The 26,040-nt window shown below is 64.5% G+C and carries 24 protein-coding genes; 5 read left to right on the forward strand and 19 right to left on the reverse strand.

All coding sequences use genetic code 11. The annotated features are described in order from the left end of the window. Nucleotides 1-123: 123 nt before the first annotated feature. Together acs and ACFO5X_RS16240 are read right to left on the reverse strand one after the other, a co-directional pair. Nucleotides 124-2,097: an acetate--CoA ligase gene (acs, locus tag ACFO5X_RS16235; RefSeq protein WP_380718768.1), complete on the reverse strand. Its 1,974-nt coding sequence runs from the start codon at nucleotides 2,095-2,097 to the stop codon at nucleotides 124-126. 46 nt (nucleotides 2,098-2,143) lie between these two features. Further along, complete coding sequence (locus ACFO5X_RS16240; protein WP_380718771.1) at nucleotides 2,144-2,374, reverse strand: hypothetical protein; 231 nt, start codon at nucleotides 2,372-2,374, stop codon at nucleotides 2,144-2,146. Nucleotides 2,375-2,521: 147 nt separating this feature from the next. On the opposite strand from ACFO5X_RS16240, the gene ACFO5X_RS16245 reads away from it, so the two are divergent. The 3 genes from ACFO5X_RS16245 to ACFO5X_RS16255 all read left to right on the forward strand — a co-directional run bounded on the left by ACFO5X_RS16245 (nucleotide 2,522) and on the right by ACFO5X_RS16255 (nucleotide 5,683). Next, on the forward strand, nucleotides 2,522-3,541 hold the full coding sequence (locus ACFO5X_RS16245) for a C4-dicarboxylate TRAP transporter substrate-binding protein (RefSeq protein ID WP_380718773.1): 1,020 nt from the start codon (nucleotides 2,522-2,524) through the stop codon (nucleotides 3,539-3,541). 93 nt (nucleotides 3,542-3,634) lie between these two features. After that, on the forward strand, nucleotides 3,635-4,267 hold the full coding sequence (locus ACFO5X_RS16250) for a TRAP transporter small permease subunit (protein WP_380718776.1): 633 nt from the start codon (nucleotides 3,635-3,637) through the stop codon (nucleotides 4,265-4,267). 12 nt (nucleotides 4,268-4,279) lie between these two features. Beyond that, a complete protein-coding gene (locus ACFO5X_RS16255; protein ID WP_380718778.1) occupies nucleotides 4,280-5,683 on the forward strand; it encodes a TRAP transporter large permease in 1,404 nt (467 codons plus the stop codon). 89 nt (nucleotides 5,684-5,772) lie between these two features. On the opposite strand, the gene aroQ is transcribed toward ACFO5X_RS16255, so the two are convergent. Both aroQ and ACFO5X_RS16265 read right to left on the reverse strand, forming a co-directional pair. Continuing rightward, entirely contained in the window at nucleotides 5,773-6,207 is a 435-nt protein-coding gene (aroQ, locus tag ACFO5X_RS16260) for a type II 3-dehydroquinate dehydratase (protein ID WP_380718781.1), read from the reverse strand. A 381-nt stretch (nucleotides 6,208-6,588) separates the two neighbouring features. Beyond that, nucleotides 6,589-8,877 (reverse strand): methyl-accepting chemotaxis protein, encoded by a 2,289-nt coding sequence (locus tag ACFO5X_RS16265; protein ID WP_380718784.1) that lies wholly within the window; start codon nucleotides 8,875-8,877, stop codon nucleotides 6,589-6,591. Nucleotides 8,878-9,076: 199 nt separating this feature from the next. Between ACFO5X_RS16265 and ACFO5X_RS16270 the strand changes: the two genes are divergently transcribed. Next, a complete protein-coding gene (locus tag ACFO5X_RS16270; RefSeq protein WP_380719540.1) occupies nucleotides 9,077-10,435 on the forward strand; it encodes an MmgE/PrpD family protein in 1,359 nt (452 codons plus the stop codon). Between the two features lie 3 nt (nucleotides 10,436-10,438). Here ACFO5X_RS16270 and ACFO5X_RS16275 read toward each other — a convergent pair whose 3' ends face one another. From ACFO5X_RS16275 to ACFO5X_RS16340, 14 genes are all read right to left on the reverse strand, one after another. Then, a complete protein-coding gene (locus ACFO5X_RS16275; RefSeq protein WP_380718786.1) occupies nucleotides 10,439-11,473 on the reverse strand; it encodes an LLM class flavin-dependent oxidoreductase in 1,035 nt (344 codons plus the stop codon). A gap of 3 nt (nucleotides 11,474-11,476) precedes the next feature. After that, nucleotides 11,477-12,391, reverse strand: a complete 915-nt coding sequence (locus ACFO5X_RS16280) for a flavin reductase family protein (RefSeq protein WP_380718788.1) — start codon at nucleotides 12,389-12,391, stop codon at nucleotides 11,477-11,479. Beyond that, nucleotides 12,388-13,164, reverse strand: a complete 777-nt coding sequence (locus ACFO5X_RS16285) for an alpha/beta fold hydrolase (RefSeq protein WP_380718790.1) — start codon at nucleotides 13,162-13,164, stop codon at nucleotides 12,388-12,390. The genes ACFO5X_RS16280 and ACFO5X_RS16285 overlap by 4 nt, the downstream gene beginning before the upstream one ends. Next, on the reverse strand, nucleotides 13,136-13,735 hold the full coding sequence (locus tag ACFO5X_RS16290) for an amino acid synthesis family protein (RefSeq protein ID WP_380718792.1): 600 nt from the start codon (nucleotides 13,733-13,735) through the stop codon (nucleotides 13,136-13,138). Before ACFO5X_RS16290 ends, ACFO5X_RS16285 begins: the two co-directional genes overlap by 29 nt. Nucleotides 13,736-13,831: 96 nt before the next feature. Next, the gene (locus ACFO5X_RS16295) at nucleotides 13,832-14,704 is read right to left on the reverse strand and encodes a substrate-binding domain-containing protein (protein ID WP_380718794.1); all 873 of its coding nucleotides are present in this window, start codon (nucleotides 14,702-14,704) and stop codon (nucleotides 13,832-13,834) included. After that, nucleotides 14,705-14,830, reverse strand: coding sequence for a hypothetical protein (locus ACFO5X_RS16300; protein ID WP_380718796.1), 126 nt, complete (start codon nucleotides 14,828-14,830; stop codon nucleotides 14,705-14,707). Next, nucleotides 14,827-16,107, reverse strand: a complete 1,281-nt coding sequence (locus ACFO5X_RS16305) for a c-type cytochrome (RefSeq protein WP_380718798.1) — start codon at nucleotides 16,105-16,107, stop codon at nucleotides 14,827-14,829. The genes ACFO5X_RS16300 and ACFO5X_RS16305 overlap by 4 nt, the downstream gene beginning before the upstream one ends. Before the next feature lie 2 nt (nucleotides 16,108-16,109). After that, complete coding sequence (locus ACFO5X_RS16310) at nucleotides 16,110-17,366, reverse strand: formate dehydrogenase subunit gamma (RefSeq protein ID WP_380718800.1); 1,257 nt, start codon at nucleotides 17,364-17,366, stop codon at nucleotides 16,110-16,112. A 131-nt stretch (nucleotides 17,367-17,497) separates the two neighbouring features. Next, the gene (fdh3B, locus tag ACFO5X_RS16315; RefSeq protein WP_380718802.1) at nucleotides 17,498-18,091 is read right to left on the reverse strand and encodes a formate dehydrogenase FDH3 subunit beta; all 594 of its coding nucleotides are present in this window, start codon (nucleotides 18,089-18,091) and stop codon (nucleotides 17,498-17,500) included. A gap of 13 nt (nucleotides 18,092-18,104) precedes the next feature. Further along, nucleotides 18,105-21,095 carry a formate dehydrogenase subunit alpha gene (locus ACFO5X_RS16320; RefSeq protein WP_380718805.1) on the reverse strand — a complete coding sequence of 997 codons (2,991 nt, stop codon included), beginning with the start codon at nucleotides 21,093-21,095 and terminating at the stop codon, nucleotides 18,105-18,107. A gap of 85 nt (nucleotides 21,096-21,180) precedes the next feature. Further along, nucleotides 21,181-21,372 (reverse strand): twin-arginine translocation signal domain-containing protein, encoded by a 192-nt coding sequence (locus ACFO5X_RS16325; protein ID WP_380718807.1) that lies wholly within the window; start codon nucleotides 21,370-21,372, stop codon nucleotides 21,181-21,183. Between the two features lie 51 nt (nucleotides 21,373-21,423). Continuing rightward, on the reverse strand, nucleotides 21,424-22,035 hold the full coding sequence (locus tag ACFO5X_RS16330; RefSeq protein WP_380718809.1) for a TorD/DmsD family molecular chaperone: 612 nt from the start codon (nucleotides 22,033-22,035) through the stop codon (nucleotides 21,424-21,426). Beyond that, nucleotides 22,032-22,616, reverse strand: coding sequence for a DUF3306 domain-containing protein (locus ACFO5X_RS16335; protein WP_380718811.1), 585 nt, complete (start codon nucleotides 22,614-22,616; stop codon nucleotides 22,032-22,034). Before ACFO5X_RS16335 ends, ACFO5X_RS16330 begins: the two co-directional genes overlap by 4 nt. After that, complete coding sequence (locus tag ACFO5X_RS16340; protein ID WP_380718813.1) at nucleotides 22,613-23,140, reverse strand: DUF3305 domain-containing protein; 528 nt, start codon at nucleotides 23,138-23,140, stop codon at nucleotides 22,613-22,615. The genes ACFO5X_RS16335 and ACFO5X_RS16340 overlap by 4 nt, the downstream gene beginning before the upstream one ends. A 205-nt stretch (nucleotides 23,141-23,345) precedes the next feature. Here ACFO5X_RS16340 and ACFO5X_RS16345 point away from each other — a divergent pair, with 205 nt between their 5' ends. Then, the gene (locus tag ACFO5X_RS16345; RefSeq protein WP_380718815.1) at nucleotides 23,346-25,298 is read left to right on the forward strand and encodes a 4Fe-4S binding protein; all 1,953 of its coding nucleotides are present in this window, start codon (nucleotides 23,346-23,348) and stop codon (nucleotides 25,296-25,298) included. Here the strand turns inward: ACFO5X_RS16345 and ACFO5X_RS16350 are convergent. Next, a complete protein-coding gene (locus tag ACFO5X_RS16350) occupies nucleotides 25,292-26,020 on the reverse strand; it encodes a c-type cytochrome (protein ID WP_380718817.1) in 729 nt (242 codons plus the stop codon). The genes ACFO5X_RS16345 and ACFO5X_RS16350 overlap by 7 nt on opposite strands. Nucleotides 26,021-26,040 lie beyond the last annotated feature (20 nt).

The following is a 26,040-nucleotide window of genomic DNA, read 5'->3' on the forward strand; positions in this document are numbered from 1 at the left end:
TTTTGCTCCGAAATCCGCTCCGCGACAGCGTCCCGAAAATGTCACTCCGATAAAGTCAAGCCGAATCAACAACTTGACCCCCCGTCCTAGCTGGGACGCCTCATGACCTCTTGCCGCCGGGCCCTATTTCGGGGCCCGGTTCGCGATCAGATCGTCCACCACAGCCGGGTCTGCCAGCGTCGAGGTATCCCCCAGCGAGCCAAAATCGTTCTCCGCGATCTTGCGCAAAATCCGCCGCATGATCTTCCCCGACCGCGTCTTCGGCAGCCCCGGCGCCCATTGGATCACATCCGGGCTGGCAATCGGCCCGATCTCGTGACGCACCCAGGCCCGAAGCTCCTTGCGCAGCTCCTCGCTCGGCTCCTCGCCGTTCATCAGCGTCACGTAGCAATAAATGCCCTGACCCTTGATATCATGCGGATAGCCCACCACCGCCGCCTCGGCCACCTTGGCATGGGCGACAAGAGCACTCTCGACCTCTGCCGTGCCCATGCGGTGACCCGAGACGTTGATCACGTCATCGACCCGGCCGGTGATCCAGTAGTCGCCATCCTTGTCCCGCCGGCAGCCGTCGCCGGAGAAGTAATAGCCCTTGTAGTCCGAGAAATATGTCTTCTCGAACCGCTCGTGATCGCCCCAGACGGTGCGCATCTGTCCGGGCCAGCTGTCCTTGATCGCCAGCACGCCCTCGACCCCGTTCCCCTCGATCTCCGTCCCGCTGGTCGGGTCGAGTACGACAGGCTGCACGCCAAAGAACGGCTTCTGCGCCGACCCCGGTTTGGTCGCATGAGCGCCGGGCAGGGGGGTCATCATGTGCCCGCCCGTCTCTGTCTGCCACCAGGTATCGACGATCGGACAGCGCCCCTTACCGACTACGGTATTGTACCAGTTCCAGGCCTCGGGGTTGATCGGCTCGCCCACGGTGCCCAGCAGCTTGAGCGCCGAGAGGTCGCATTTCTCGACCCACTCGGTCCCCTGTCCCATGAGCGCACGGATCGCGGTCGGCGCGGTGTAGAACTGGTTCACCTTGTGCTTCTCGCAGACCTGCCAGAACCGCGAGGCATCCGGCCAGGTCGGCACACCCTCGAACATCAGGGTCGTCGCGCCGTTCGCCAGCGGGCCATAGACGATATAGCTGTGCCCGGTAACCCAGCCCACGTCCGCCGTGCACCAGTAGACGTCGCCATCATGGTAATCGAAGGTCACCTCATGGGTCAGAGCCGCATAGACGAGATAACCGCCGGTGGTATGCACCACGCCCTTCGGTTGACCGGTCGATCCGGAAGTATAGAGGATGAACAGCGGGTCTTCCGCGCTCATCTCCTCGGGCGGGCAGTCGGATGAGACCTTCGCGGCCTCTTCATGATACCAGTAGTCGAGGTCGCTGCGGAAGGCGATCTGCTGACCGGTCCGCCGCACAATCAGGCATTTCACATCCGACGTGTCGTGCAGCAGCGCCTGGTTCACATTGTCCTTCAGCTTGGTCACTTTCCCGCCCCGGGGCGCCCCATCCGAGGTGATCACCAGCTTTGCATCGCAACCATTGACCCGCGCGCCCAGCGCATCCGGCGAAAAGCCTGCGAAGACAATCGAGTGAATCGCACCGATCCGGGCGCAGGCCAGCATCGCATAGGCCGCCTCGGGGATCATCGGCAGGTAAATGACGACCCGTTCCCCCTTGCGGATGCCCAGTGACTTCAGCACATTGGCCATACGGCCGACATGTTCGCCCAACTCCCGATACGAGATATGCAGCGCGGGGTCCTTGGGATCGTCCGGCTCCCAGATGATCGCCGTCTGATCGCCGCGGGTGGCGATATGCCGGTCTACACAATTCGCGGACACATTCAGCGTACCATCGGCAAACCAGTTGATCTTGACGTGGCCGAGCGTGAAATCGACGTCACGAACTTCGGTGAAGGGTTTGATCCAGTCGATCCGCTTTGCCTGCTCCCGCCAGAAGCCTGTCGAATCGCGGACAGACGCCTCGTACATCTCGGCATATTTCTCAGCGTTCACATGGGCCTGCGCCACCGTTTCGGCCGAGGGTGGAAAGACGCCGGCTGCGGCGGAGTCGGATTGGGCTGAAGTCGTCATGGATAGGTCCTCCCTCTGGCGGTCGTTCGGTCGTCGCCCCGAGTCCTCACGGACACAGTCGCCACTCCCCGCGCGGGATAATAGTCGGCTCGGAAAATTTTGGAATAACATAATGGAAAGAAACGATTTGCTTGTAAATTTGTGTTGCCTTCTCCAGGTGTTTTGTAAATTTCGGCCCGATGTCGCAACGAACCGGCTGTAGTAAAAAAACAATTCCTGTCAACGCTGGGTAGAGAAGATCGCGCGCCGATCCCAGTTTTGCCAGCCGGGGAGCCATTCTTCTCCTGTGTGACAAATTGTTACGGTTTGCCGGGGCGTTCCGTCCAAGCCTGATGCCGTCATCAAGGGTTGGCAGCGACCCGCAGGCGCGCTAGTTTTCATCCAAGCCTCCCGACGTAACGGGATGCACACAGGGAGAGAGTTCATGAACAAGATGTTGACCGGGGCCGTTGCGGCCACCGTAACCTTCGGCTTTGCATTGGAAGCCGCTGCCACCGAGTGGAACGTGTCTGTCTGGGGCAAGCGTCGTGCCTTCACTGAACACATCGAAAAGATCGCCGAACTGGTGAAGGAAAAGACCAACGGCGAGTTCACCATGAACATCAGCTATGGTGGCCTGTCGAAGAACACCGAGAACCTGGACGGGATCCAGATTGGTGCCTTCGAGATGGCGCAGATCTGTGCCGGGTATCACGAAGACAAGAATCCCACCCTGACGGTCCTCGAACTCCCATTCCTTGGCGTCAGCACGCTGGAACAGGAAGTGGCCGTCTCGAATGCGATCTATGCACACCCCGCGGTGCAAAAGGATCTGGAACGCTGGAATGCGCGCCTGCTGATGTCCTCGCCCATGCCCCAGTACAACCTTGTGGGCCGGGGCGAGCCGCGCGAGACGCTCGAGGCCATGTCGGGCATGCGCGTGCGCGCCACCGGAGGTCTGGGAGAGGCCTTCCGCACCGTCGGAGCAGTGCCGACGTCGGTGACATCCGCCGAAGCCTATAACGCCATGGAATCCGGCGTTGTCGATACCGTGGCCTTTGCGCCCCACGCGCATCTTTCGTTCCGCACCATCGATCAGGCGCAGTGGTGGACAGAGAACCTGAACCCCGGCACGGTGAACTGCCCCGTTGTCGTGAACATCGATGCCTACGAAGCTCTCACGGATGCCGAGCGCGAAGCGCTGGACGGGTCGGTGGACGAGGCAATCGATTATTACATCAAGTTCTACAACGACGAGACGATGACCAAGTGGAACAAGACGCTTGATGAAAAGGGCATCAAGCGGGTGAACTTCTCGGACGATGAAATCGCCCGGTTCCGCGATCTGGCTGCTGGTCCCGCGCGCGAAGCCTGGATCAAGAAGATGGATGACGCAGGTATCCCTGGCCAGGAGCTGTACGATCTGGTGATGGACGCCCTGCAAAAGGCCAAATCGGGCAGCTGAGCCAGCGCACCGATCCGAAGCGGTTCCACCGCCGCCGCGCAGGCCTGCGCGGCGGTTCAAACTCGATACATCTCAAATCTTGAGGGGCAACGGATGGCGGGAAGCTCTCCTGTTCTTACCGACGGTTCGGTTCTCAGCCGTCTGGATCAAGGGCTCTACAAGGCGGAACAGGCATTTGCCCTGGTCAGTGGCATCACTGTGTTCTTGCTCATGGTTCTGGCCGTTGTTTCCGTCTCGGGGCGGAATGTCCTCAATGCGCCCTTGCCTGGTTATGTCGACTGGATCGAGTTCGCGATGCCTCTCATCGCCTTCATGGGGATCTCCTACACCCAGCGCAGCGGCGGGCACATCCGGATGGACATTCTGGTCGGTCAGCTCAAGGGCCGGCCGCTCTGGGCGGCCGAGATCGTGACCACGCTGGTGACGTTGCTTTTGATCGTCCTTCTGATCTGGGGCAGCTGGGCACACGCGATGCGCAGCCTCGATTTTGCCGCCCCGCTCTGGAGCCGTGACAGCTCGATCGACATCAAGTTGCCGCTCTGGCCTGCCAAGTTGCTGGCGCCGATTGCCTTCTCGGTTCTTGCAGCGCGCCTTCTGCTTCAGCTCTGGGGATACTGCCGGGCTTTTGCAGGCAACCTCACGGTGCCCGTCGCGGTGCCGATCACCCTGTCGGCGGCCGATCAGGCGGCCGAGGAAGCCCGTCATGTCAGCGGCCTGGACGCCTGAGGGAGTACGCGCATGGAACCCATCGAAATTGGCCTCGTGGTCACGGGACTTCTGCTGGTCGTTGTTCTTCTCGGGATGCGGGTTGCCTTCGCGGCTGGTCTCGCCGGCCTCGTGGGTCTTGTCTGGATATTCTGGGCCAAGGCGGGGTACGATCCCTCGCGCTTTGGCAAGGCGCTGGTGATTGCGGTCAAAACGGCGGGGCAGGTTCCTCATTCCAAGATCGCGAGCCAGGAACTAAGTCTCATTCCGACCTTCATTCTGATCGGCTACCTGGCCTATTACGCCGGCCTGACCAAGTCTCTCTTCGAGGCAGCGAAGCGCTGGCTGGGCTGGTTGCCGGGCGGTCTGGCCGTTTCGACCGTCTTCGCCACTGCAGGCTTTGCGGCCGTGTCGGGCGCCTCCGTTGCCACCTCGGCTGTTTTCGCGCGCATCGCGATCCCGGAAATGCTGGAAAACGGCTATGACAAGCGCTTTGCAGCCGGTGTGGTGGCAGCGGCAGGGACTCTCGCCAGCCTGATCCCGCCCTCGGCCATTCTGGTGATCTACGCCATCATCGTCGAACAGAACGTCGGCAAGCTCCTGCTGGCCGGCTTCATCCCCGGCGCTTTTTCCGCAGTGGTCTATGGCTCTCTGATCGTGGGCATGGCCCTGGTCATTCCAGGATTTGGGCCGGCGGTCGGAGGCTATACCTGGCGCGAGCGCTTCGTCTCGCTGCCACCGGCCTTTCCGATCTTCTTTGTCGTTCTGATCATCATCCTGTTCATCTACAACCCCTTTGGTGGCGACGCCTGGGGGACACCCACCGAGGGCGGCGCGCTCGGCGCCTTCGTCGTGTTCCTGATGGCCCTCTGGAAACGGATGTCGTGGAGCCAGTTCAAGGACGCCCTTCTGGAGACCGCGAAACTCTCGGCCATGATCTTCACGATCATATGGGGCGTGCTGATCTATGTGCGCTTCCTTGGGTTCGCTGATCTACCGGGAGCGTTTTCGGACTGGATCACCTCCCTGGAACACTCGCCCATGATCACCTTGATCATGATCCTTCTGGCCTATGCGGTGCTCGGCATGTTCATGGACGCAATCGGGATGCTGCTGCTGACGCTGCCGGTCGTCTATCCGGCGGTTATGGCGCTCAACGGGGGCGAGAACGTCAGTGCCGCCGACAGTGCCTTCGGCATGGATGGGACCATGTGCGCGATCTGGTTCGGTATCCTCGTGGTGAAAATGGCCGAATTCTGTCTCATCACCCCGCCGATCGGGCTGAACTGCTTCGTGGTGGCGGGGGTGCGCGACGATCTCTCGGTGCAGGACGTTTTTCGTGGCGTCACGCCCTTCTTCGTCGCCGACGCGGTGACGATCGCCTTGCTGGTCGCCTTTCCCTCGATCGTGCTTTATCTGCCATCGCTCGCGGGGTGACGAAGGCGGCGGCGCTTCCGGAGTCGTTACCTTTGTCCGGCGCCTGACCGGGGCGAACCCGCGGCTTGCATCTTCGGGCCGCGGAGGTTTCAGTCGCTGGTCAGGGTCACCACCCGGCGCACGGCGGCAGCATAGCCCTCCAGTCCCAGGCCGGCGATGACGCCGTCGGCGCGCATCGACACGTAGGAATGGTGGCGGAATGCCTCGCGCTTGTGAACCTGCGAGATGTGCACCTCGATCACGGGGCCATCGAAGGCGTTCAGCGCGTCCAGAATGGCCACGGAGGTATGCGTCAGCGCGCCCGGATTTATGACGATCCCGCAGGCGCTGTCCCGCGCTTCATGGATCCAGTCGACGATCTGGCCTTCCCAGTTCGACTGAAGCAGGCGGATCGCATGGCTGTCGCCGGCCACCGATTGGCACAGATGGTCGACATCCTCCAAGGTTTCATGACCGTAAATCTCGGGCTGTCGTTTGCCGAGCAGGTTCAGGTTGGGGCCGTTGAGGACATAGATCATCTTCATGGTGTTCTGTCTTTCTCATGTCGGTCCTCCACCGACGGGCCATTGGCCGGCGATGCACCTGTCTCGCAGGGGAGGCTCTTTTTGATAGGAGGCTCCGAAGCTGCAGGAAAGTGGCAAAATCCGATTTTTTTGGCAAAAGCGATGTTGGTGTCTGATGCCTGGAAGCCCCAAGTACACGCTCTGAAATCTCGCGCTGCAGCCAGAGACGCGGCTGTATCTGACAGGGTCTTTTGGCCGTGCGGAAGAGCGTCCCAGCTAGGACAGGTGGCAAGATATTGAATCTAAACGATTTTAGGGGAGTGACGTTTTTTTGCCTATCCTGTCCCGGGTTCAGGCGCCGCCTGGGCGGTCTGGAGCCGCGGCGCACGACCGTTTGACCCGTCATGCCGCCTTGGTGACTGGGCGTTGGTCCGCGGAGGGGACCCGGAAATGTCTGATCGCAGTGGCCAGTTCGCGTGAGACGTCGCGAAGCTGCTGCGTGGCGGCGGTTGTCTGTTCAAACAGGCCGACGTGCTGCTGTGTCGCCTGGTCGATCTTGCCCATGGAGGCGTTGATTTCCGCGATGCCGCCAGACTGGCGTGACGTGGCCTCGACGATGGTCGAGACCTGATCGGTCACGGTCTGAACCGAATCGAGGATGCGGGACAAGGCGTCGCGCGTGCGGGATACCGAAGTGACGCCCGTAGCGACGTTCCGGGTGCTTGCCGCAATCAGGCTGGTGATCTCGCTGGCCGCGTCGGAAGATCGTTGTGCCAGTGCCCGCACCTCGGAGGCGACGACGGCAAACCCCCTTCCGGCGTCACCCGCACGGGCCGCCTCAACCCCGGCGTTCAGCGCCAGGAGGTTGGTCTGGAAGGCGATCTGGTCGATCACATCCACGATCATCGAGATCTGCCGGGACGAATCCTCGATCGATTTCATCGCAGCGACCGTTTCGCCCGCAACGACAACGCTGTCCTGAGCCTCGCGACGCGCGGCCGAGACCGCCTCCTGCATCGTCTGCGCGCCGCTGGCGGTCGATTTCACCGACCCCGACAGTTCGTCAAGCGCGGCGGCGGTCTCTTCCAGCGAGGCTGCCGTCATTTCAGAGCGGCGGGAGATATCGTTCATCGTGGTGGAGATTTCGGAGGCCGAGGAATCGACGGTGCCGCTGTTCTCGGCGATGCGCGCCACGGTTGCGGCAAGCGTGCTGGTGGTCGTGGTGAGGCGCTCGGCAATTTCCGCGAATACACCCTGGTGGTGACCGGCCATGCGTCCTGTCAGATCGCCGCGGGCCAGCTGCTCCAGCACCTGGCTGACCCCTGACAGACCGCTTTCGGCGGCTTGTCCGACGGCGTTGAGACCCTGGCAAAGCTGAGCGAACACGCCGGACTTGTCGTCGGTCCGCAGGCGGCGGGAGAAGTCGCCCTTTGCGCAGGCATCGACCACCTCGGCGATTTCTGCGGCTGCGCTGCGCTCGGCCAGCCGATTGGCCTCGATCTCGGCATTGCGGGCCTCGGTTTCGCGCTGTTTGCGCGCGACTTCCTCAGCTTCCCTCTGCTTCTGGAGCCGGTCGCGCTCGGCAGCTTCCGCAGTCTGGCGGGCCGTTTCGCGTTCAAGGTTCTGACGCGCGCGGGCGGTATCCCGGAACACATCGAGCGATTGCGATATGGCGCCCACCTCGGCAATGCGCGTTGCCGGTGTTGCAACGTCGAGATCGCCCCGGGCCAACTGTTCCACCACATGACGCAGGTTCTGCAGGGGCCGGGCAATGGCGCGGGCCGCCGCAAGGGCCATGGAGACATATACCAGCAGAAGGATGGCCATGGCGATGGAGCCGACAAGGATGAGCCGTTGCTGCATGTTCTCACCTTCGTCAATCGTCCTTGCCGTGCCCATGTCGATATCCCGGCGCAGTGTTTCCACCAGCGGCTCGGTCTGGGAATATCTCTGGGAAACGGCGCTGCCGCGGTCATCGAGTTGCAGCGCCTCGGCGGCAAAGGTCTGGAAGGCCGTCCGATAGGTGGTCAACAGCGTCTCGACCCGGCCGCGAACCTCCGGTGATGGGTAATAGTCGGCCGGGAGAGCGAGAAACTCGGACAGCAGGACATTGACACGTTCCATGTCCTCGGTATCGCGCCGCTGGATGAAATCCTTTTCGTGGCGGCGCATGTCCAGAAGCTTGACCATTATCTCGGGTCGCCCAAGCGTCATGACATCCTGTTCCACCGCAAGCACCGCGCGGCGCAATTCTCCCTCCTTACCGAGGTCCTCGTTGAGGCCGAGCGCAATCATGGTGTCCGACAATTGGCCGAAAGCCGCGACATAGCTCTGCACGGAGAGAACGAGCCGATCGAAGATCTCGCGGTCCGAGAATGACAGAAGACCATCGGAGGCCGTCTGCAGGTCAGCGATATCCTTGTAGAGTTCCTGCATGATCCGGTCGTGACGTTCGAGATAATCCGTCTTGCGCCGCAGCTGAAAGTCCTTTTCCGAGCGACGGGCCTGCAGCAGCTTCGTCTCGATCCGCGACAGGTCCAGCTGGATTTCCTTCATCGCGGCGACCCGTGCGGCGATTTCCACCTCGTTCGCGCGGAAAAGGAAGAAGCCGGCGACCGCCAACAATATGCCCAAAAGTCCCAGAGAGCCGACGCCCATAACGGCAGCCAGAATCGACACGTTGCGCGGCATGGCAATTTCCCTTTCCCGGTTTGCTGCCCTGTCGATACGCGCTCCGGATTAACGTCGCGTGAAAATCCGCCTTCCGGGCAGGGGCGGGTAAAGCGCCGCGTGACGGAAATGCTGTGCTCCGGTGTCGCGAACGGAACGTCTGGCCTGCCTGCCACACCGTTAGTCTGGCCGCGAGGGCACCAAGCGGAAAGGGCGCGTGATGAAGGATAACGCCGGAACCGGAATGCTGGAGCGGGTTCAGGACTTTGTGCTGGACCGGCCGGCGGGGGACATGCCCGAGGCGGTTCTGCGTCGGGCGGGATATCTGATGCTCGACACGCTGGGGATCTGCGCGGCGGCCGGGCCGATGGATGCGGGCCGGATCGGCCGAGAGACGGCGGCGCTGCTTTATGGCGCGGGCACGCCCGGAACCGCGGCTCGGATGCTGTTCGATGGGCGTCAGGTAAGTCTGGCAGGCGCGGTCTTTGCCGCCGCGAATCAGCTCGACAATCTGGACGGGCATGACGGATACAACCCGACCAAGGGGCACATCGGCCTCGTGACCGTGCCGACGCTTGCCGTACTGGCCGAAACACTGGGCGATCTGGGCGGACGCGATGCATTGGCGGCGCTGGTTGTCGGCTACGAGATTGCGGGGCGGGCAGGGATCGCGTTGCACGCCACGGTGAGCGACTATCACACCTCGGGCGCCTGGAACGCCCTGGGGGTGGCGGCCATGGCAGCGCGGTTGCGCGGGCAGAGCCGGGCGCAGCTGCGCGAAAGCCTGGGGATCGCCGAATTCTGGGGCCCGCGCAGCCAGATGATGCGCGAGATCGCCACGCCGACGATGCTGCATGACGGCTCTGCCTTTGGCGCGATGGCGGGGATGACGGCGGCGATTCTGGCCGAGCAGGGCTTTACCGGCGCGCCGGCGGTGACGGTCGAGGCGCCTGAGGCGGCGGCCTTCTGGCAGGATCTCGGCACATTCTGGCAGGTCGAACATCAGTATATCAAACCCTATCCGACCTGCCGCTGGACCCATGCCGCGGTGGATGCGGTGCGCGAGCTTTGCGCGGAGTATGGCCTTGTCGCGGGCGATATCGCCGAGGTGCGCATCCGCAGCTTCGATTATGCGTTGGCGCTGTGGCCCGAGATGCCCGAGACGACCTCGAAAGCGCAATACGGGCTGCCCTTTCCGGTCGCGGTGATGATCGTGCACGGGCGGATCGGGCTGGAACATATTTCGGGCGCGGGGCTGCAGGACGCGGAGGTTGCGCGGCTGGTTCGGGCGACAAAACTGATCCGCGAGCCCCGCCACGAAGCGCGCTATCCCGAGGGGCGCTGGGCCGATGTGGAACTGGTGCTGACGGACGGGCGGGTGCTGGCCTCGGGCGACGTTCACGCGCGGGGAGGGCCGGAGCGGCCGTTCAGCGAGGCGGACATCGTGGCGAAATACATGGAATTCGCGGAGCCGGCGCTGGGCACGACCCGAGCAGCCGGGCTGCGCGACGCGGTGTTGGGGCTGGCGGAGGGCGCACCCTTTTCCGAGGTCGCGCGTCTCCTCTACGATCCGCTTTAGGGGTCAGGCGAAGGCGGGCATGACCTCGTCGATAAAGCGTGCCATCGAGGCGCGCTTGCGCTCGATGCTCATGCCGCTGTCGATCCACAGCGAAAATTCGTCATAGCCCAGGTCTTCATAGGCCCGAATGCGGTCGATGACCTGCTGCGCCGTGCCGATGGTCAGGTCGCGCATCAGCTTTTCCGGTGCATAAAGCGGATTGCCGGCGATTTCCGCCTCGCTCAGCGGTGCGATCAGGCCCTGCGACACCGGTCGCTTGTTCTGGAACCAGGCGCCGAAATAGCCGTAATAGCGCGACAATTCCCGCCCCGCCCGTTCGAGGTCGTCATCGTCGGTCCCGACATAGGTGTGGTGCAGCAGCATGATCTTGGGGCGCGGGCCGGCATGGGTGGCGCAGGCGGCGCTAAAGCGCTCCATAAGCGAGGTGATTTCCTCCATCCCCATCCAGAGCGGCGTGACCTGGATGTTGAACCCGTTGTGCACGCCGAATTCATGGCTGTTGGGATCGCGCGCGGCGATCCAGATCGGCGGCCCGCCGTCCTGCACGGGCTTCGGCGCGCTGGTGGTGGCGGGAAAGCTGTAGAAATCGCCTTCATGCGCGCAGTCGCCGGCCCAGAGCCGGCGCAGCAAAGGAGCGGTTTCGCGCATTCTCTGGCCGGCGGTCCAGGCGTCGAGGCCCGGCATCAACCTTTCGTATTCATAGGAATAGGCCCCGCGGGCGATGCCGATCTCGATCCGCCCGCCGGTCATCAGATCGGCGGCTGCGGCCTCGCCAGCAAGCTTGATGGGGTGCCAGAAGGGGGCGATGACAGTGCCGGTGCCAAGGCGCAGGGTCTTCGTGTGGTGGGCAATGTCGACCAGCGACAGGAAGGGGTTTGGGGCAATGGTGAATTCCATGCCGTGGTGTTCGCCGGTCCAGACCGCGCGCATCCCGCCTTCGTCGGCCATCCGGCAGAGTCCAAGGAAATCTTCATAAAGCTTCGCGTGGGGCTCGTCGACGTCGAGCCGCTCCATGTGGGCGAAGAGCGAGAATTCCATGATTCAGGGCCTTTCGGGGTGAGTGTCTCCGGTCTCGGTATCGCCGAGGTAGAGGGTGAAACTGCGCGTGCGCGCCTCTTCCGCGAAGCGGTGCAGCATCCGGGCCGTTGAGGGATCTGTGAACCGCAGCGTGCCGAGCCGGGCGATCGGCACCGCCTCAAGCCCGGAGGGGAGGGGGCCGGGGGCGGCCGTGGCAAGCAGATAGGCGTGATGCGTCCCGCTGCGCGTATCGTCGTAGACCGAATAGACTTGGCCAAGGCGGGCATTCAGGCCGCGCCGGGCGAGGTCGTCGGCCAGGGCCTCACGCAGTCCCGAGCGCTCGGTCAGGTGCAGGTGGGGCAATTGATAGCCATCGGGTGCCGGTTCCAGCAGGATCGAGTCGCCCTGTTCGACGATCACACCGCAGATGTTGATACGCGCGGGATCGCGGGCGTGGCGCTCCAGCCCCAGCGAGAAATACCTCCCGCCCAGATATCCAAGGCCGGGGCGGTCGGAGTCGGACAGGGCGGTGATGGCCCCCAGCAGGAGCAGGTGGTCGCCCGCCTCGACACGCGCATGGACGCCGCAGGAGAACTGCGCGCTGGCGCCGTCGATCAGCGGCACACCATGGGCGTCCGTCGTCCAGGCGAAGCGGGCGAACCGGTCGCCCTTGTAGCCTGCGAAGGTATTGGAGATCTCCTCCTGACCCTCGGCAAGGATGCTGACGGCAAAGCGCTCGCAGGTCGCGAAGGTCTCGAAACTGGAGAGCGACCGGCCGGGGCAGACCGACAGCAGAGGCGGATCCAGCGAGACCGAGGAGAAGGAGTTGGCGGTAAATCCCACCGGCTTGCCCCGGGCATCCAACGCCGTAACGACCGTGACGCCGGTCATGAAACGCCCGAAGGCGCTGCGCAGGCTGCGGGCGTCGGGGACGATCACGGCAGGCAGTCCGCAGCGAGGTCGAGCAGGGCTGCGTTGACCACCTCGGTATGCGTCATCGGCAGCATATGCGCTGCGCCGGGAACAATCACCGCCTGGCCCTGCGGCGCAAGGTCGGCCATCGCGCGCGACATGGCAGGGGTCGAATTCGGTTCGGCCTCGCCGGTCATGAACAGGGCGGGGACGGCCAGCGCGCGCAGGCTGGCGCTGGAGGGACCGTCCGAGCGGGCAAAGACGTTGTAGGCGGCGCGATATCCTTCCGGGTCGATGCCGCGCAGCCAGGCCTCGCAGGCGGCGCGTTCGGGGCTTTGCGTTTCGCCGAACCAGCGGCGCAGCGTCGGCGTGGGGTCGGCAACGGACTGACCGTCCAGCGTTTCGGCGCGGGCCCGAACCGCCGCGCGGGCACTGTCCGAACGGCGGAAGACCGAGTTCAGCGCGGCAAGGCCATCGACCAGATCGGGGTAGCGCCCGGCGAGGTCGAGCGCGATCAGCGCGCCCATGGAATGGCCAACGACCAGGGCCGGCTCGTCCAGCAGGCGCGCGACGGCGTCGGTATAGGCGCCGAGGCGTTCGATCCCGACCGGCGCGCTGCCGCCATGGCCGGGCAAATCCGGCGCGACCACGCGATAGCGGGCCGACAGCGCGTCGATCTGCGCGTTCCAGGCCTCGGCGCGCAGGCCGACGCCATGCAGCAAAAGGACCAATGGCCCTTCGCCGGCGGTGATCGCCGCCAGTCCGCCCAGGTCAGACCGCGGCCGGGTTGTCCAGATCATGTCCCAAATCCTTGAGGTCCTGATAACGGTCGCCGATGCGGTGATGGGGCCGGCCGGTAGTGGCGCCGCCAAGCGCCACGACGATTTCGTCGGCGCGGGGCGCGTCGGGGATGGCGAACTGAATGGTCAGATAGTGAGAGCGGCGGCCGGCGTCGTTCTTGTCCATCAGCGGGATCATCACCGGCGCATTGGCCGGCCCGCGCGTGTTCGTGAACGAGAGATAGGATTTCGCCCCGACGGCCTGCCGGTAGGGATTGCCGAAGCGCAGCGTGTGGATCAGGCCCGAGGCGTGTTCGACCTCGCCATCCAGTCCGACCACCGCGGCCTTGCCATAGGCCTCGATCGCCGCGCCGCCGCCTGCCATCGCGAGGATCCGGTCGGTCAGCAGCGCGCCCAGAATCGGACCATAGGCCATGATCTCGGGCTTCAGATCCTCGACATAGCGTCCGGCCCAGGGGTTTCTGACCACAGCTGCGACAGCGATCATGCGCCAGGGCCTATCGGCCTTGCGAAAGCCCTCAATCAGGACTTCCTCGTCATAAGAGACGATCTTGCGGATCTCGGGTTCCATTCTGACCTTCCCCGTGGCGCACGGGCGACCACCGCCACGGCTTTGCCGTGATTTATCAAAGCGCCGCGGGGTTTGACAGCCAATATGCGACCTGCGTCAGCCGCTTGCGCCGTTGTGATGAACCGTACCGAGACCCGAGAGATCGTAGCCGCCGAGTTCTTTCGCCCGCTCGGCGCAGGCAGGCGAGGCGAGGAACTTGAAGAGCCTCTGCATGGGCGGGTCGAACCAAGCGCGGCGCCAGACGGCGAGGTCGAAACGTTCCTCGAGCAGTGGCACAAAGCCGAGACCGTACAGCCCGGCCAGGGCGCCCAGTCCGAAACCGACATCGGCCTTGGCGTCGTGCAGCGCGATGGCCAGCTCTTCCTCGGTACGGGCGCGGGTCGGATAGGGCTTGATGTCGTCCCGGGTCAGGCCCGCCTCGACCAGGTGGGCGTCGAATTCGCGCAAGGACGCCGCGCTGTCCTGTCGAAGCACGACCCGGTGGCCCTTGAGATCGGCGAAGGTTTCGATGCCCGTCAGGCCGGGGGCAAGCAGCAGGCCACGTTTCCGCCGGGCGATCTCGACCAGAACAATCGGGGCCTCGTGCACCGCGTCACGCAGTGCCTCGACGTTCCAGGTCTTCGGTTCTCGGATGTGCAGCCCCGAGGCCAGGGCCGAACGTGCGGCAAGGCGCTTCAGCCCGTCGTAGGAACCGTCATAATAGCTGGCCAGGCCCGACCTGCTTTCCCGCAGTGCCCAGTCGAGCAGCGGGTCGTGGCTTCCGGCGACGATGGGGGGCAGCGGCTCTTCCGCCACCTGCGGCCCCGATCGCGAGGCGTTGAGCCAGGCCGAGATTTCGGCACGGGGAAACAGCAGTTTGCCGACGGCGCGGACACAGGGCACTTCGCCGTTGGAGGCGAGGTCATACACCTTGCGTTCACCCAGCCGCAACAGCTCGGCGAGCTCGCGGGTTGTAAGGTAATCAGGCACTTAGTCGAGCCGCACCGAGTCGCTGGTGGTTGTCTGGGCGGCCGAGAATCCGGCGCTATGAAGGCCATAGTAGGCGCCCACGGCAATGACCGCGATGGTGCCAAAAGCAAGCAGCATGGTTTTCATTTGGTCTCCTCCGACGCGGTTGCGCGACGCAGAAATGCGATCAGGTCGGCGCGGTCGCTTGCATTGGTAATCCGCTGCATCGGCATCTTGGAGCCTGGAATGTAATGATCTGGGCCAAGATCGAACAACGAGTCGATAGTGGTGTCATTCCAGACGATTGTCGAGCCGTCAAGGATTTCGGAGTAGACATAGTCCGGAACCGTCCCTGCCTGCCGCCCGAACAGGCGGTGCAGCGTGGGTCCGGCCCGGCGTTCGCTGCCGGGGGTCAGGCTGTGGCAGACCGAACATTTGCGGGCGAACTGACGCTCACCGTTGTCCATCTCGGCCGGGTTCTTCAAGAAACTCGGCCGTTGCGTGGCCATGCGGTTGGCCGGGTCCATTCCGGTCACCGGCCAGCTGTACATCGCTTCGTCCAGACCCCCGGCATGAATGTTGAGACCGTCCCGGCTGAACGCCAGCGCCCAGACAGGCCCGCGCAGGGTGGCGCGGAAGTCGCTGACGATCTCCCAGTTGCGGGTGTCGATCATCATGATGTAGCCCTCTCCATCGCCCACGGCGAGGCGGGAACCATCGGGGCTGAGCGCCAGAGCCAGGATCGGGCGGCGCTCGAGGGTGAAATCGGCGATCTCGGCGCCGGTCTCGGGGTCCACGATCCGTGTGACGCCATCGACGGCGCCATAGGCGAGCCAGCCTTCGGGCGACAGGACCAGTTCGTTGATGCCGAACCCATTCTGCACGATCTGGCGAATTTCGGCGCCGGCGGCGATGTCCCACAGCCGGATGGTGCCGTCGACGGAGGCAGAATAGAGCTGGCCGTCCGGTCGGAAGGCGACGGCGTTCACGCCCTGGTCGTGACCGGTGAGAAAACGACCCTGGCCGCCGGCGAGCGGCCAGAGACCGATGGTGCCGTCCCAGCTGGCTGTGGCGATCAGGCTTTGGTCGGGCGAGGCCGCGAGGGCCACAACCTTTCCCTGGTGGGTGCCGAGCACGGTGCCGCCGGGCCAGAGGCGGATGGTAAAATCGTCGCCTGACGAGACAAGGCGGCCATCGGACAGAAACGAGACTGCGTTGACTGCGGCGGTGTGTCCGTCGAACCACTGGGGTGTCAGCCCGTCCCAGAGACCGACGGCATTATCGAAGCTGGCCGTGGCGATTTGGCCCGTCGGTGAAACGGATATGCCCATGATCGGGCCGCCATGTCCCTTGAGGGTGAAGAAATCCTGCGCCGGCGCCGGGCCGGCCAGCAGCAGCACGGCAAGAGCGGCGAGAAAACGCATGATTACTCGGCGGGCGTGGCCGTGCCGCGCGAAGCCTCGCGGGCCTGCACCTCTTCGACCCAGAGGTTGTGGTGTTCGCGCGCCCATTGCAGCTCGACCTCGCCCGACCCCATTGCATCGAAGGCGCCCTCCATCCCGATTGTGCCCAGGTAGATATGGGCGAAGATGATGGCGAGGAAGACAAAGGCGATGATCGAATGCCAGAGCTGGGCGTATTGCATCTCTTCATGCGGGGCGAGTTGTTCGGGCAGCGGGCCATAACCGAAGAGCTCGGGCAGGCCGAGGGTGTTGATATGGCGGAAGGTGTCCGCGAACATCGGCAGGTCGAAGGGGAAAAGCAGCGACAGGCCCGAGGCGGAGATCGAAACACCCAGCACGACGCAGGCCCAGAAGATGATCTTCTGACCGGCATTGAACTTCTTCGCGGGCGGGTGGGAGTGTTTCGTGAACAGTCCACCGCCCTTGGCCAGCCAGACCAGATCATGACGGTTGGGGATGTTCTGAAGCGTCCAGTTGATGACAACGATCACCAGACCCAGCATGAAGGCCCAGGCAACGTTGTTGTGTATCCATTTGGAACCGATCGCCAGCGCGGAAAAGCTGTCGTGACCAAAGGCCGGAATCATCACCTTGCGGCCGAACAGGGTGATCAGGCCGGTGGCGCCAAGCAGCAGGAAACTGCCGGCAAAAAGCCAGTGTCCAAAGCGTTCGAAGGAAGTGAAGCGGGTGATGGTGATGCCGGTCTTGGGCCCCTCGATCCGGATGCGGCCGCGGATCAGGAAGAACAGAGCAAGCACGGCCAGCATCCCGCCCAGCAGCCAGGCGCCATATTCGGGCAGGATGCCGCGGCGGATGTCCAGCCACCACATGCCGCCGTCCTGGATCAGCACCCCGGCGGCGGGGCCGCGGCTGGTGACGGTGACATCCGCGGTGCCATAGCGGATCGCCCGGAACACCTCTGCGTCCGAGGCGCCACCCCGCGTGCCAAGCTGGCTGGCGATGCCGGCGGCGCTGTCGGGGTCGCCTGTCTCGCGCTGGCGGAAGGATAGGTCGACCTCCATGCCCTTCTGGCGGCGCAGGATGTCCTCAAGCGTCTGCGCGCCGCCGGTCGAGGGGCGGGCGGCGATGCCGGCATTCTCGGGGGGGCGCACGCTGGTCACGGGATCGGGCGACAGCGGCACATCGCCGGTGGGCGAGTCCTGCGCGGCGGCCGGCAGACAGGTGAACAGGACAAGGGCCAGGGTCAGGAACGCGCGCATCACACTCTCCGGATGGGGTTGGTGCAGGCCGTTCTCCTGTGCGGAAAACAGACAGAATTCTTCAACAGGGCCGGGAAAATCGACACATCCCGATGACCGGCGGAGCGGGGGCCGCTCCGCCGCTCCACTGATCAGCCGCCCTTCTGGTCGTAGGCGGTGCCCCAGCCCCAGGCGCCGGACCCAAAGCCGCGCGCGACCACGCGCTCGCGGTAGATGGCCGAAACCACGTCGCCGTCACCGGCCAGCAGGGCCTTGGTCGAACACATCTCGGCGCAGATCGGCAGCTTGCCTTCCGCAATCCGGTTGCGACCGTATTTTGCGAATTCCGCCGCCGAATTGTTCTCTTCCGGTCCCCCGTTGCAGAAGGTGCACTTGTCCATCTTCCCGCGCGAGCCGAAATTGCCGGCCTGCGGATACTGCGGTGCGCCAAAGGGGCAGGCGTAGAAGCAGTAGCCACAGCCGATGCAGAGGTCCTTCGAGTGAAGGACCACGCCCTCTTCGGTCTGATAGAAGCAGTCCACCGGGCAGACGGCCATGCAGGGCGCATCCGAACAGTGCATGCAGGCGACGGAAATAGACCGCTCGCCCGGTTTGCCGTCCTGGATCGTCACCACCCTGCGGCGGTTGATGCCCCAGGGCACCTCATGCTCGTTCTTGCAAGCGGTCACGCAGGCATTGCATTCGATGCAGCGCTCGGCGTCGCAGAGAAACTTCGCTCTTCCCATCTGTCCGTTCTCCTTACGCTGCCCAGATCTTGCAGAGAGTGGCCTTGGTCTCCTGCATCTGGGTTACCGAGTCATAGCCGTAGGTCTGCGCCGTGTTGGTGCTTTCGCCCAGAACGTAGGGGTCGGCGCCTTCGGGGTATTTGCTGCGCAGATCCTTGCCTTCGAAATGGCCGCCGAAGTGGAAGGGCATGAAAGCCACGCCACTGGCGACACGCTCGGTCACCATCGCCATCACCTTGACCTTGCCGCCTTCCGGGCCTTCCACCCAGACCTGCGCCTTGTCGCGCACCCCGAGGTTGTTGGCGTCGCGCGGATTGATTTCGACGAACATGTCCTGCTGCAGTTCGGCCAGCCAGGGGTTGGACCGGGTTTCGTCGCCGCCGCCTTCGTATTCGACCAGACGGCCCGAGGTCAGGATGATCGGGTATTCTTCCGAGAAATCCTTGTCCTGGATCGTCTTGTACAACGTGGGCAACCGCCAGAACTTCTTGTCGGCGTAGGTCGGGTAATCCGCGACCAGATCGCGCCGGTTCGAATAGAGAGGCTCGCGGTGCAGCGGCACCGGATCGGGGAAGGTCCACACCACCGCGCGGGCCTTGGCGTTGCCATAGGGCGCGCAGCCATGCTTGATCGCCACCCGCTGGATCCCGCCCGACAGGTCGGTCTTCCAGTTGATGCCGCCGACCTGCTTGGAGTAGTCCGAGGGCCTTTCGCCGGTCTGCGAGGTTTCGCCCACCTCTTCCTTGCCTTCGTCGGCCTTCTCGGGTGCCTGATAGCCCGCCACCTTCTCGATGCTCGCGCGCTCTTCGGCGGTGAGGTCGCCGTCCCAGCCGAGATCGATCAGCATCTGCATGGTGAATTCGGGGTAGCCGTCCTGGATTTCCGATCCGACCGGGTAGACCCCTTCGGCCAGCAGGTTGTCGCCCTTATATTCCACGCCAAACCGGGCGCGGAAGCCCATGCCGCCTTCGGCCACCGGGATCGACATGTCATAAAGGTTGGCTGAACCCGGGTGGTTCATCTCGGGCGTGCCCCAGCAGGGCCAGGGCATCCCGTAGAAATCGCCATCGGCCGGGCCACCCACGGCGCGCAGCGTGGTGCGGTCGAAGGTGTGCTGGTTCTCCATGTGCATCTTGAGCCGCTCGGGCGACTGGCCGGTATAGCCGATGGTCCACATGCCGCGGTTGAACTCGCGGGTGATGTCCTCGACATTGGGCTCGTCGCCGTCCATCGCGATATTGCGGAACATCCGGTCATCGAAACCGAACTTCTTGGCGAACATCGCGATGATCGTGTGGTCGGGCTTGGATTCGAACAGCGGTTCGACCACCTTGTCACGCCATTGCAGCGACCGGTTCGAGGCGGTGACAGAGCCGCGCGTCTCGAACTGGGTAGCTGCCGGCAGCAAGTAGACGCCATCGGTGCGGTCCTGCAGCACGGCCGAGACGGTGGGGTAGGGATCGACCACGACCATGAGGTCGAGCTTCTCCATCGCCGTCTTCATTTCCTTCATGCGGGTCTGCGAATTGGGCGCATGGCCCCAGAGCACCATCGCCCGTGTGTTGTTCGGCTGGTCGATGTTCTCTTTCGCTTCCAGAACACCGTCGATCCAGCGGCTGACCGGGATGCCGGTCTCTTCCATCATCAGGCGGTCCTTGCCGTCCTTGCCGGCGCCGGGCATGACGTCGAACCGGGCCTTGAGCCAGTCGAGGTCCTCCTCCCAGACGCGGGCCCAATGCGCCCAGCTGCCGGCCGCCAGGCCATAGTAGCCGGGCAGCGTGTCGGCCAGAACGCCAAGGTCGGTCGCGCCCTGCACGTTGTCATGGCCGCGGAAGATGTTGGTGCCGCCACCGGCGACGCCCATGTTCCCCAGTGCCAGCTGCAGCACGCAGTAGGCGCGGGTGTTGTTGTTGCCGTTGCTGTGCTGTGTCCCACCCATGCACCAGATCACGGTGCCCGGACGGTTGTTCGCCAGCGTCATCGCCACCCGCTTGAGCTGGCTGCCCGGCGCGCCGGTGACACGCTCGACTTCTTCCGGCGTCCACTTGGCGACTTCCTCGCGGATCTGGTCCATGCCCCAGACACGGGTGCGGATGAATTCCTTGTCCTCCCAGCCGTTCTCGAAGATGTGCCACAGGATGCCCCAGACCAGCGCCACGTCGCTGCCGGGGCGGAAGCGGACGAACTCGTCGGCATGGGCCGCCGTGCGGGTGAACCGCGGATCGCAGACGATCAGCGGCGCGTTGTTCTGCTCCTTGGCCTTCAGCACGTGCAGCAGCGACACGGGGTGTGCCTCGGCGGGGTTGCCACCGATGATGAAGATCGCCTTGGAGTTGTGGATATCGTTGTAGCTGTTGGTCATGGCGCCGTAGCCCCATGTGTTCGCAACCCCCGCAACGGTGGTCGAGTGGCAGATCCGCGCCTGGTGGTCGACGTTGTTCGTGCCCCAGTAGGCGGCGAACTTGCGGAACAGATAGGCCTGCTCGTTCGAATGCTTGGCCGAGCCGAGCCAATAGACCGAGTCGGGGCCGCTTTCGTCGCGGATCTTCATCATCTGGTCGCCGATCTCGTTGATCGCGGTTTCCCAGCTGATCTTCTTCCAGACGCCGCCTTCCATCTTCATCGGATACTTGAGCCGCCGCTCGCCATGGGCGTGCTCGCGCACCGAGGCGCCCTTGGCGCAATGGGCGCCCAGGTTGAACGGGCTGTCCCAGCCGGGCTCCTGACCGGTCCAGACACCGTTCTGGACCTCGGCGATCACCGTGCAGCCGACCGAGCAGTGCGTGCAGATCGATTTGACGTTCGTCACGGCGGCATCGGCGGCCGTTTGCGCCGAGGCGCGGGTCACGGTGCCGCCGGTGGCGGCGATTGCGGCCAGTCCGCCGATCGCGAGACCCGAGCCACGCAGGAAGGCGCGGCGGTCCACCGTGGCCTCGCTGACCTGGGACAGGATGCCGGTGCGTTGCGGGCGTCGCGTTGTCCCGCTGGTCTTTCTCCGAAGCATGTTTCTAATCCTCCCGTGCTGGCCGGATCCGCCGGCGCGCTTGGTATACTGGAATGCGGCCCGGTGCCGGGCCGATATGGCTGGCCTAGAAGCGGGCGCTCTCGAAATAGGCGCGGGTGTGGGCGGTGTCCTGCATCCGGTTCTCGTTCACCGGTTCGGCCGCGGCCTGCGCCTCGGTGCCTGACAGCGCCACGGCGGCCACCGCCGCGGGGGCGGCGGTGCCGGCCAGCTTCAGGAAATCACGCCGGCTGGCGCGCTCGTCGCTTGGGTTGCTCATCACCTGGCTCCTCTTTCTGGTTCGTCCGTTCAGTCCCTTGCTCGCCGCAGATCAGCCCGCGGCAAGCTTGAATCCTTCTTTCTCGATCTCCATGAAGATCCGCCCCACCGCTCCGACAGAGCCGTAGAGCACCGAGCTTTTCGCCTTTTCGAGGTCGGCGAAGAAATGCCCGGCCCAGGGGCCGACATGCCGGCTCCAGAACGCCTTCTGGGCGGCCAGCGGCACCGGTGTGCCGAACCGACCGACGATCATCCCGCCCATCATCTCCATCAGCGAGGCGATGTTGTCTTCGGGCTCGTAGACGTTCGGCGCTCGGGTGATGCCCTGGGCGGACATGTCGGCGCGCAGCTGCGCCAGCGGCTTTTCGTTCAGAAAACCGGTCAGATAATAGCTTGCATAGGGCAGCAACTCGCCCCGGCCGAGACCGATGAACAGCGCGTTGAACTCGCGTTCGGCCCCCTGCGGCTTGGTCACCTTCGCCACACGCGCCAGACCTGAGATCGCCTCGCCCAGCGGGCTGTCGTCGCCGCTCAGTCCGGCGGCCTGATCGAGCAGCAGCTGATCCGGCGGCGCGGCAAGCAACACGCCCAGGAAATTGTAGAGATCGGCGCGCAGGCGGTCTTCATCCGCGACAGGCTGGTTTTGCAGGGCAGGCTGGGTCATGACGCCTCACCGCGTTGAGGAACGGTGTCAAAGGCGAAGCGCATTCTGCGGGGCGCGCGAACCGGCGGGTCGGTTTCGACGTCGGCCTGCGGCGCTTCCGGCTCGGCCGCCGGCTCTTCCACGACCACCGGTTCGATCTCGACCGCGGGGTCGTCGGCCACGGCGACTTGCGTTTCGGCTTCTGCCTGCCGTGCCATCTCCTGCACATGGGCCAGCAGCCCCTTGCCGACCTGATAGGTGGTCAGCACAGGCGCGTCCGACACGGCCGTATAGTCGCCGTCGTAGTCGTTCAGCCCGTCCAGATTGGCCAGAACCGGGTTCAGCCGCCAAAGCTTGCGCAGGGCGCGCCGGCGGATTCGTTCGGGCACCGCGCGGGCCATAAAGGCGATCACGTCGTCGCCCGATTTCAGGGTGTCGGGATCGGGCAGGTCAAGTTCGGCCAGGATTTCGGCGTCGGACCGCTCTTCCAGCTCCGCCATCTCGGCGGCCAGCGCACGCTCGGCCTCGGCCTTCCGCTCTGCCTCGGTCTCGGCCTCCACCGCCGCGCGGCGGCGCGACCAGAAATCGCGGGGCGCGTTCATGACGGCACCCGGCGCGGGGCGCGGTAAACGTCGCTGTCCTGACGGATTCGCAGATCGCCGCGTCCGTCCTCGATCCGGTCGGTGCGCAACTTGTCGCGGCGGCGTTTGACGAATTCCTCCTCGACGTGATTCGCGTCGGTGAAATCCTGCACCCAGGCGACGAGACCGGCGGGCATCGGCACCTTTTCCACCATGTCTTCGCCGTTGTCTGCGTAGTCCTGCGCCTCGTAGGGCGAGGCGGTGGCCAGAGAGACGGTCAGCGGCATGTCGCCATCGGGTTCCTTGCGGATGATCACATAGATCGACGGCGGGCTATCGGCGAGATTGACCTGGTAGGCCTCTGTATCGGTGATCCACAGCGTCAGGGGAACGGTGGCGGCGTGGAATTCGAGCGCTTCGCCCTCGCGCCGCAGTTCCTTCCATCTGGCCGGTCCAGCCCCAGGCAGAACGGCGACGGCTTCCCAGTACCATTTTGCCCAGCGTGTCACCCCCGGCGTGCGCCGAAGAACGACACCAAGCGGCATCTGCACAGATCTTGTGCCGGTCCGGGTCAAAACGTGCCTCCACGCAGGTCGGATTTCCTGCTCCAAGAAGAATTATGCGGCAAACTTTCCCGCCGACCAAGCCCAAATGCGGTTAATCACACAGATTTTCTTACCAGTTCGGGCTGGAACATGGCGACTCATGCGCGCTAGGGTTCGAGCCGGCCAGGGATGGGAGTGGCAGAAAATGACCAGGCAGCTGATTCTGTGCAACTGCGGCGGCTCTCAGGCGGTCGATCCCGAGGGAATTGCAAAGGCGACCGGGCTGAGCTGTTCGCGGGTCCATACCGCGCTTTGCACGCGCGAAGTTGCCCGGGCGGCAGAGTTCATCGCCGAAGGCGAGGTTGTGATCGCCTGTCAGCAGGAAAGCGCTGTCTTCACAGCCCTCGCCGAGGAAGTGGGGGGCGAGGTCCCGGGTTTTGTGGATCTGCGCGATCGGGCCGGCTGGTCCGACGGCAGCGACGCAACGGCCAAGATGGCGGCGCTCGCGGCAGAGGCGATGCTGCCCGCCGCGTCCGTCCGTGCGCTGGACGTGCAGAGCGACGGCGTCTGCCTGATCGTCGGCGCGGGCGCCGTGACGCTGCCGCTGGCCGGACAGCTGGCGGAAACACTGGCGGTGACGGTGCTGCTGACCGATGCCGAGGAAATTCCCGCGCGGCGCGATTTCGACGTGGTGCGCGGACGGCTCAAGCGGGTGAGGGGCGCGCTGGGCGGTTTCGAGGTGACCATCGACGCGCTGCAACAGGTGGTGCCAGTAGGACGGGGCGGGTTTTCCCTGTCTGACCCGCAGGATGGCGGCATCTCCTCATGCGATGTCCTGATCGACCTGACGGGCGGCACGCCCTTCGTGCAGGCCTGGGACAAGCGCGAAGGCTATCTGCGGGCCGATCCGCGTGATCCGCTGGCCGTGGCGCGGCTGCCGTTCGAGGCGGGCCAGTTGGTCGGGACCTTCGAGAAACCGCTTTACGTGCGGCTGGAGGAAGCGCTCTGCGCGCATTCCCGCGCCGGGCAGGTGGGCTGTTCGCGCTGCCTGGACGCCTGTCCCACCGGGGCGATCACCCCGGCGGGCGATCATGTGACCATCGATCCGATGGTCTGCGCGGGGTGCGGGGCCTGCGCGGCGCTGTGCCCCTCCACCGCGATCACCGCGGAAGATCCGGCACTGGGTGAATTAGTTAACCGCATGCAGGTGCTTGCGACGACCTTTTCACGCGCGGGTGGAAGCGCCCCGCGCCTGCTGGTTCATACAGCGCACGGGGCCGAGATGATCCGCCTGGCAGCGCGATTCGGACGCGGATTGCCTGCGGACGTCATTCCGCTGGAATTGCGGACGGTGTCGGGCTTTGGTCATGCCGAGATGCTGGCGGCGCTGGCGGTCGGCTTTGCCGCGGTCACCGTGCTGGCCTCGCCGACAACCGAGCGGGATGCCCTCGACCGCGAACTGCTTCTGGCCGAGGCGATTGCCGGGCAAGGCAAGGTGTCGCTCCTGAACGTGGTCGATCCGGACGACATGAGCGATGCACTCTATAACGCTGAGAAAGCGGAGGTTTCTCAGGATACCGTGCTGGTCATGGGAAACCGCCGGCAGGTCGCAAGAATGGCTGCCAAGGCTTTGAACCCAAAGCCTGAGTCGCCAATTACACTGCCGCAGGGTGCCCCCTACGGCGCGGTTCTGGTGGACACGAACGCCTGCACCCTGTGTCTGAGCTGCGTGTCGCTCTGCCCTTCGGGCGCGCTGATGGACAACCCGGACATGCCCCAGCTGCGCTTTCAGGAAGATGCCTGTCTGCAATGCGGCATCTGCGCGACGATCTGCCCGGAAACGGCGATCACGCTCGAGCCGCGGCTCGACCTGTCGGATGGAGCGCTGCGCCAAATCGTCCTGCACGAGGAAGAGCCCTTCGCCTGCGTCGAATGCGGCGCGCTGTTCGGGGTGAAATCGACTGTCGAGCGGATCATGGAGAAGCTGGCGGGCAAGCACCCGATGTTCGCCACCTCATCGACGGCGCGCATGATCCAGATGTGCGACAACTGCCGCATCCAGGCGCAGTATCACAGCCAGGATAACCCGTTCAAAGGGCCGGACCGGCCGAAACCGCGCACCACCGACGACTACCTCAGCAAGCGCCGGGATCACTGAAGGTGCAGCGGCGCGCCCAGATCGGCAGGGCCGATGGCGGCCACGAAGGCGAGGATCGCGTCGATATCCTCGGGCTCCAGTTCGACCGGAGCGATGGGCGAGGGGCGCGAAACGTCAAAGGGTTCGGTCACCCCGGCAATCTGGGTGAAGGCCGCATGCGGCTTGCGGACGTAGAAGGTCATGAACCGGTCGTCCCAGTCCTCGAAGCTGCGCAGAACCGCGAAGGAGGGGGTCGAGCCGATACCCTTGTTGCGGTCCTGCGTGCCGATGACATGGCAGCGGCCGCATTGCACCTGAGACACCTCCGCCCCTCGCCGTGCATCCCCCGCGTAGTCGACAGTCACCTTTTCCTGGGGAGCCGTCAGATCGGCCGAGAAGGGGTGCGCGCCGCCGGCTTCGAAACTGTCGACGGTGCGCTTGCCGATGTCGGAGGTGAGCCAGTCGAGAAAGCGCGCCGCCCGCGGATCGTCGCCCGGGCGCAGATGCCAGGTGATCCCCGCGCCGGCAAAGACCGGCGTTCCGGGTGGTGTTTCGCTGAGCGACATGGCTCCTTCGGGATCAGCCACGACGCGGACACCCGTCTTGAGCGAGAAGCGTGGCAGCAGGTAGTCCAGCAGCCCGCTTTCGACCACTGCCGCGGGCGCGGCAAGGCCCAGCGCCTCTTGCGCGGCGATGGGGCTGGCGCTTGCCAGCAGGCTCAGGCACAACAGGATCATCCGCATGGATCGACCCTAGAAGGCGC

This window comes from Seohaeicola nanhaiensis (assembly GCF_042654245.1).
GTDB lineage: Bacteria > Pseudomonadota > Alphaproteobacteria > Rhodobacterales > Rhodobacteraceae > Seohaeicola_A > Seohaeicola_A nanhaiensis.